The sequence below is a fragment of the Saccharopolyspora sp. 6M genome, from assembly GCF_020176775.1.
Lineage (GTDB): Bacteria > Actinomycetota > Actinomycetes > Mycobacteriales > Pseudonocardiaceae > Saccharopolyspora_C > Saccharopolyspora_C gregorii.
Genome location: NZ_JAIUJZ010000297.1, coordinates 1 through 5,789, shown reverse-complemented (window position 1 = coordinate 5,789; position 5,789 = coordinate 1). Strand labels below are relative to the sequence as shown.

Genomic DNA, 5,789 nt, shown 5'->3' with positions numbered 1-5,789 from the left:
GTTTGGGGGCGGCGGGTGCGGTGACGCCGGTGCAGGGGTGGAAGTGGATGATCCAGTCGTTGAAGGCGGTGGTGAAGATCGCTGAGAGCACGGTCTTGAAGCGAACGAGGTGTGCGGAGTGGCGCCGTCCGCAGCGAGTTGCCGCAGGTGGTCGCGCACGTGAGCGGGCAGTATCTCGTTCATCCGCATGGTTCTGAAGCCAGCAAGCAGGTATCTGGTGAGGATGTGCTTGTCGCCCTGGCTGGTGTTGAGTTCGATGGTGTGGTTGGGTAGTCGTGGTCTCCACGACGTAGCGCTGGAACTGTCGGCGTCCGCTGGTAGGTCCACGAACCTGCCTTTGGCGAGGTGCGGGTTGTCCGCCTTCTCGGGCTTGTGCTGGAAGTCGGGACCGAGGCCGGAGAGCGAGGGTTTGCGCCGCCTCTACAGGGAGGCTTCAGTTGGGTCTTCCGTTGTCTTATTCCTCATTTTCCGCATGGGCATCCGAAGTATCAGGGTTCAGCCAGTTCTGCGGAATAAGCGCGTTGCCTTCTCGCCAGAACTCGACGACCGATTCCCCAAACCAGGGCTCTGGGAAGTCGGCATGGTCGAAGGCGATGACTTGTAGTTGTCCGTCTAGTTCGGTGACGACGTTGAACATCATCTCGTAGAGCTTGCGGGTGTTTGTGCGATCCACATCCGATAGCTCCGTTAGGTCTCCCCCGGTGTCACGGTCACGTGGGAAGAAGGCTTGGCTGGGCTGATCGAGAACGATAAATCGTGGAACGGGACGGTGTGCTTCGATGAAGTAGTCCTGAAGCGCGAGGTAGGCCGTAAGGTGGTAGCCGACCCAGCTCATCCCGCTTCCGATCGCTCCGGCGTCCATGTAGGCAGGTCCTTGGAGAGTGTCGGCAACGACGGTCAGGCGGTAGGGGTCGATTCGGACGCCGTGTTCGGAGTGTTCGAGAGGGAGTGATTGCGCGAGTGCGGTCATCCGGCGCCCGACGATGTTCAGCAGAGAGTTGACGGCCGAGCGTAGCTGTTCTGGATCGAGCTCATCGTTGAGGCTTGCTGCTCGTCGTTCGAGATTCTCGACGGTGTGTTCCAAGGCGGCCATGGCGTCGTCATCTGCGAGCGTGGCGGTATCCAGGTATTGCGCGATGCGGCCACGTACGAAGCTCTGCTGCTCCCAGCTGCGGCGCATCGTCTCGCGTCGTTGGTCTGTCTGTGCGAGATCGTCGAGAGCTGTGTCGATGTCTGCGAGTTCAGTCCGGGCAGCACTGCGCGCTTGGAGGAGCTCTGCGCGGGCTTGGGCCACGCGGGGTTCATCGCGGTGAGCGAGATCAATGCGTTGAGATACACGTTCGAGACTCTGTGTGATCGCCGCGCGAGCGCTCGGTGTGTCGAGCGTGTTCTCACAAATCGGGCACGTGGCAGCGGCTTTCTGCTTGTCAGGAATGAGTCCGACCGAGGCGAGTCGAACGCGGTGCTCGTTGAGTTCGGAGCTGTACTCGTTGCCAACCCTGGCGAATTCGTCAAGACCACGGATCTTGTCGTTGAGATCACGCACGGTGCTGCGAAGCTCGGTTCGGCGTGCGAGTAAGCGCTCCATCTCACCATCACTGTCAGCGTCGTCGACGTTGACAGGCGATTCCTCACTGCTAAGGACGCTCGTGAGGATTTCAAAGGCGCCGCGGGTGTCCGTCGGTAGGGCATCGGGTGCGATTAAGCCGCTAGCCTTGGCATCTGCGATGAGGCCTGCGGCGCGCCCGACGCCGAGCTCACGAGTGGCACGAGCTTCATCCAACCTCAGCGTCGTGCGTCGAAGCTCACGCCGGACTTCTGAGAGCTCTTGGCGTTTACGGAGTGCATCGGGGTCTTGCGCGCCAAGGAAATACGGCAGCGTGTCGCGGATGGCTTGTTTCTGATGCTCACGGTTTTGGTGGTGGAACAACAGTTCGGGATTGGCAATCTCTCCTTGCCCCTGGAAGCAGTAGTAGAGCGCATGGCGGAGGTTCGCCGCCAGCGGGCGTCGTGTCTGTCCCGCAGCAGGTACGTGGAGATTCTCGGCGATACCGATGAGGCTGCCAAGGTAGTCGACGACATCGCTGGCGCTGGCGTTGGTGTGGAGGCCCGCCCGTGGCGGGATCGCTGTTTCTCCAACGGCCAGGAACGCTTGCGTCGTGGCGGCGCCATGGTCGGGCGCTGGGCGGCCGACGAAGAAGTGGGTGTTGCCGGCATGAGCCAGGAGCCCATACCAGTCGACGGTGTTCTGGATCGGTCCGAGCGGGACATGAGGGCTGTCGCCCCCGAGAAGGAACCGGAGAATCCCTATAATACTGCTCTTACCTGTCCCGGACTCGCCGGTGATGATGTTGAGCTGACCAGGGCGGAACCGGATCTGCCGCATATTCCCGTCGGAGTGGTAAAGCACAAGAGCATCAAGTTGCATCACGGGCGGACTCCCCACTGGGCAAGAACGGTGGCCTCGTCTGCGGCGGTCCCTCCAAACCACCGGCCAAGGAATTCAGCAGTCCGAACGCACGCTTGCCAGTCCTGTGTCGGCTGGAGGGTGCGGGGACGGCGCAGGAGAGTTCCGGGAGCAAGTGAGCCGAGCGCTCCGACCAATGCTCCGTGCTGGATGCCATATCTGATGGCGGCTGCGGTGAACCCTCGGAAAGTACGAACGCGGTCGGCGAAGTCCATACAAAGGACAGGGTGGGATCGCAACCAGATCCACATCGAAGCCGCTGTTGTAGGCGGAAGCGCCTCCCGTGTGGGCATGTGCAGCGCGCACGGCAAAACAAGGAACGCGTAGGTCACCGGCATTCCTTCGCTCGACTTCGCTTCGTATCTCTTCGTCGCCTTATGGAGCAGCACTGCACAGAAGGCAGGGTTGAACAATGCGCCGGTCTCAGAATCCCCGACCGGGCCGGGCAGGCTCATGCAGCCCCCTCGGTCTCCGCCGTGGTTCGCACGTCACTCAGACGGTGTTTGAGGAGGTCAAGCCAGTCCGGATGCCAGCCGATCTGCAGCCGGTCGGCGAGGAGATGGAGCGATCCCAAGGGAATGTAGCCTGAGCGCACCCCGGAACGGATCTCCGGCAGGCTTCGTTCCTGCAGACGCTGATAAAGCTGCCGGGCGTCACGGCGTTTGACGTCCTCGCTTGGCTGGTCGTCACCGAATTGCTCTTCCAATGGAAGGAACACGCGCATCCATTCCTCGATTAGGCGCCGGTCATAGGCGTCGAGTTCGCCCACCGCGAGGAGTTGCTCACGCTGCCACCTGGACCGTTGCAGGAAGGCGCGGTTATGATCGTAGACAGCCTGCCGAATGCGAGTGTGGTGCAGCATGATGAGCTTGAGCTGCTCAACGAAAACCCGATCGTGCTCGTCCACTTTCTCCTGGGGCGGCTCGGGATCACGATCATAGTCAAGGGGAAGGTTGTCATCGCGGAGAGACTGCGCGATCAAATGCAGTTGGTCCTCGATCTCCTGCATGGAGATCCAGTCGACCTCATCTCGAGCGATGTGCGTCAAATGCACCATGGAGCGGTCATGCCACCATCCCCGGAGTCGTTCGACCAAAGGCTTCCGCCGTTGCGCGACAACCGTCTTACGGACGGTGGCGACGAGCCGACCGGTGATGTCCTCTCCCGCTGCCTGGCCATCCAAGACGGTGATCCGCGAAAGCAACTCGGTTCGCTTCTCCACAGGGAGGCCGAGGTACCGATCATAGTAGGACACCAGTGACTGGTTACCCCTTGCTCGCGCGACGCCATCGAGCTTCTTGCGAGCCGCCACCACGTCCTGTGCTGTACGGACCGGGCGTAGCAGGCTTGCTGCAGTCGTGTCGGTCGCCGTCACAGTCGTAAACAGGAAACAGGCGGAACGCTCATCGGCCGACTCGATCCAATTGTGCAGCGACTTCCACAGATCCGGGCTCGTATCGCCCAGCGACCCATGACGCCCCACATGATGCTTGGTCTGCCACAGCTCGCGAGAGTCTCCCTGCCCTTCAAAAGTGATGTCGTCGACCGTTTCCAACGACAGACGAAGACTCTCCTCCTCATCCATCCGTTGCAGCGCGATGAGCAGTGCGTACTCGACCTGCGCGAGGTAACCGATCGCTGACCCCGCAGCACTGAACCGGTTGACGATGACGTTGCTCACACATAGGAAGTTAGCAGTGTGAAGGCGCCCTGTGTGTGGCGAGGTCGCATCCCGTGACGAGGGCCACCAGACGCGCCCGTGGCTGGGCGTAAGGGAGTCGCGAGCGCAACCCAACTCGGGCGTCATCATGTGTCCTGGTCCTGTTCGTCGCCGTGGGGTGCGGCGGTAGGAAGCCAGCCGCGGTGTAGTGCGGGGGCAAGGTCGTGGGCGGCGGAGTCGGCGAGGGCGGCGGCGTCGTGGAGGTAGCCCTCGGTGGTGGTCAGCGTGGCGTGGCCGAGGTCGCATGGGATCTGGCGGGCTTCGGCGCCGCGGTTCTTGGCGTGGGTGGCGTAGGAGTGGCGTGCAGAGTGCGGGTGGATTGTGTCGCGCAAGAGGGCGAGATGGGTGGCGATGAACGCAGCCTTCTCACCGGCGAGTAGCTCCCGGCGCCACCGTGCCCGGGTGGCGGGGCGTCCGGGGCGGGCGCGAAGGTCGTGCACAGCTGACGCAGCACGGCCTGCAGGTGGGGCGTGCACGCGCGCGTCGGTCTGGGTGATAAGCAGCGGTTCGGCGGGGCGGGCGCTGGTCTGGTCAGGCAGCGCGGGAGTCTGCGCGGGGCGCCGGTCGGTGAGAAAGGCGTCGACAGCGTCGGCCGCGGGCGGGGCCAGCGCACGGCGGTCTTTGCCGCCCTTGCCGTGCACCCGCAGCGCGGCCGGGGATCCGGGGGCGCCTGCGGTGGTAGTCGTCGAGGTTGATAACGAGGAGTTCTTCGGCGCGCATACCGGTGCCGATGAGGATTTCGATCGTGGCACGGTCGCGGCGGCCGTAGCGGTGGTGCTCGGCCAGCAGGTAGGTGGCCAGCCGCGGCGCCCGGCAGACCTCAAACGACCACAGCACGGTCTGGGACCGCGTGTCCTGGGTCTGGTTGAGGTGCTGGGAGCGGCGGTCGACCAGTGCCGCCGGGCTGTGCGTGACCAGCCTGGTGCGCAGCAGGTACTTGCGGTAGAAGGCCGAGACCGCCGAGAGTATCCGGGCGCGGGTGGTGTCATGGCAGCCGGCCTCGGCGAGTGCGGCCAGCCAGCGTTCGACGTGTTCCACCCGAACGTCGGCGAAAGAGGTGGACCCGTTGCGCAGACACCAGGGCAGCCGCTCCAGGCCACTGGGCTGGGCGCGGCGGGCGCGGCCGCGCCCGCCGGTTTGTGCTCGGTGGCTGGTAGCCGGGCACCCATTCCAGGGGGATGCCGAGGTCGGCGGCGTAGGCCAGGCGGGTGTTGAGCGAGGTGTAGAGCCGCAGCAACTCCGCGAACTGTCTAGGGATCGGCAAGTCCGACCGTCTTCGGGTTCGAGACAGGTTGGCTCGGAACAGGCCGCTTTTCGATGAGCCGGGTGGCGCCGAGAACCTGGCTGGTCACGCCCACACTGCGCCGTCGGGCGGACACGTCGTCACCACCGCCCCAGGCCGCTGCACTCCGGTCGCCGGGCAGCGTGGGGAGCTCAGGGGGTAGGGCGGTTCGTCATCAGGCGGTAACAACCGGCGCGTGGCTGGCTCTTCGCTGGTGCGGGATGGATGACTTTGCTGGCCAACTGGCCACGGACAAGACCATCCGGCAAACTCAGGCGTTGCGGATCCGCTGGCGCAGCGGGCTTTCGGTGTCAATCGGA

At 63.9% G+C, this 5,789-nt stretch carries 5 protein-coding genes; all 5 read right to left on the bottom strand.

Features of this window, described 5'->3' with window-relative positions; all coding sequences use genetic code 11:
- Positions 1–454: 454 nt before the first annotated feature.
- A complete protein-coding gene (locus tag LCD31_RS27925) occupies positions 455–2,428 on the bottom strand; it encodes a DUF3732 domain-containing protein (protein ID WP_224963044.1) in 1,974 nt (657 codons plus the stop codon).
- A complete protein-coding gene (locus tag LCD31_RS29870; protein WP_224963040.1) occupies positions 2,428–2,922 on the bottom strand; it encodes a three component ABC system middle component in 495 nt (164 codons plus the stop codon). The genes LCD31_RS27925 and LCD31_RS29870 overlap by 1 nt, the downstream gene beginning before the upstream one ends.
- Complete coding sequence (locus LCD31_RS27915) at positions 2,919–4,148, bottom strand: ABC-three component system protein (RefSeq protein WP_224963038.1); 1,230 nt, start codon at positions 4,146–4,148, stop codon at positions 2,919–2,921. Before LCD31_RS27915 ends, LCD31_RS29870 begins: the two co-directional genes overlap by 4 nt.
- 125 nt (positions 4,149–4,273) lie before the next feature.
- On the bottom strand, positions 4,274–4,519 hold the full coding sequence (locus LCD31_RS27910; RefSeq protein WP_255615308.1) for a tyrosine-type recombinase/integrase: 246 nt from the start codon (positions 4,517–4,519) through the stop codon (positions 4,274–4,276).
- A gap of 199 nt (positions 4,520–4,718) precedes the next feature.
- Positions 4,719–5,225 (bottom strand): hypothetical protein, encoded by a 507-nt coding sequence (locus LCD31_RS27905; RefSeq protein ID WP_308015879.1) that lies wholly within the window; start codon positions 5,223–5,225, stop codon positions 4,719–4,721.
- Between the last annotated feature and the right edge of the window lie 564 nt (positions 5,226–5,789).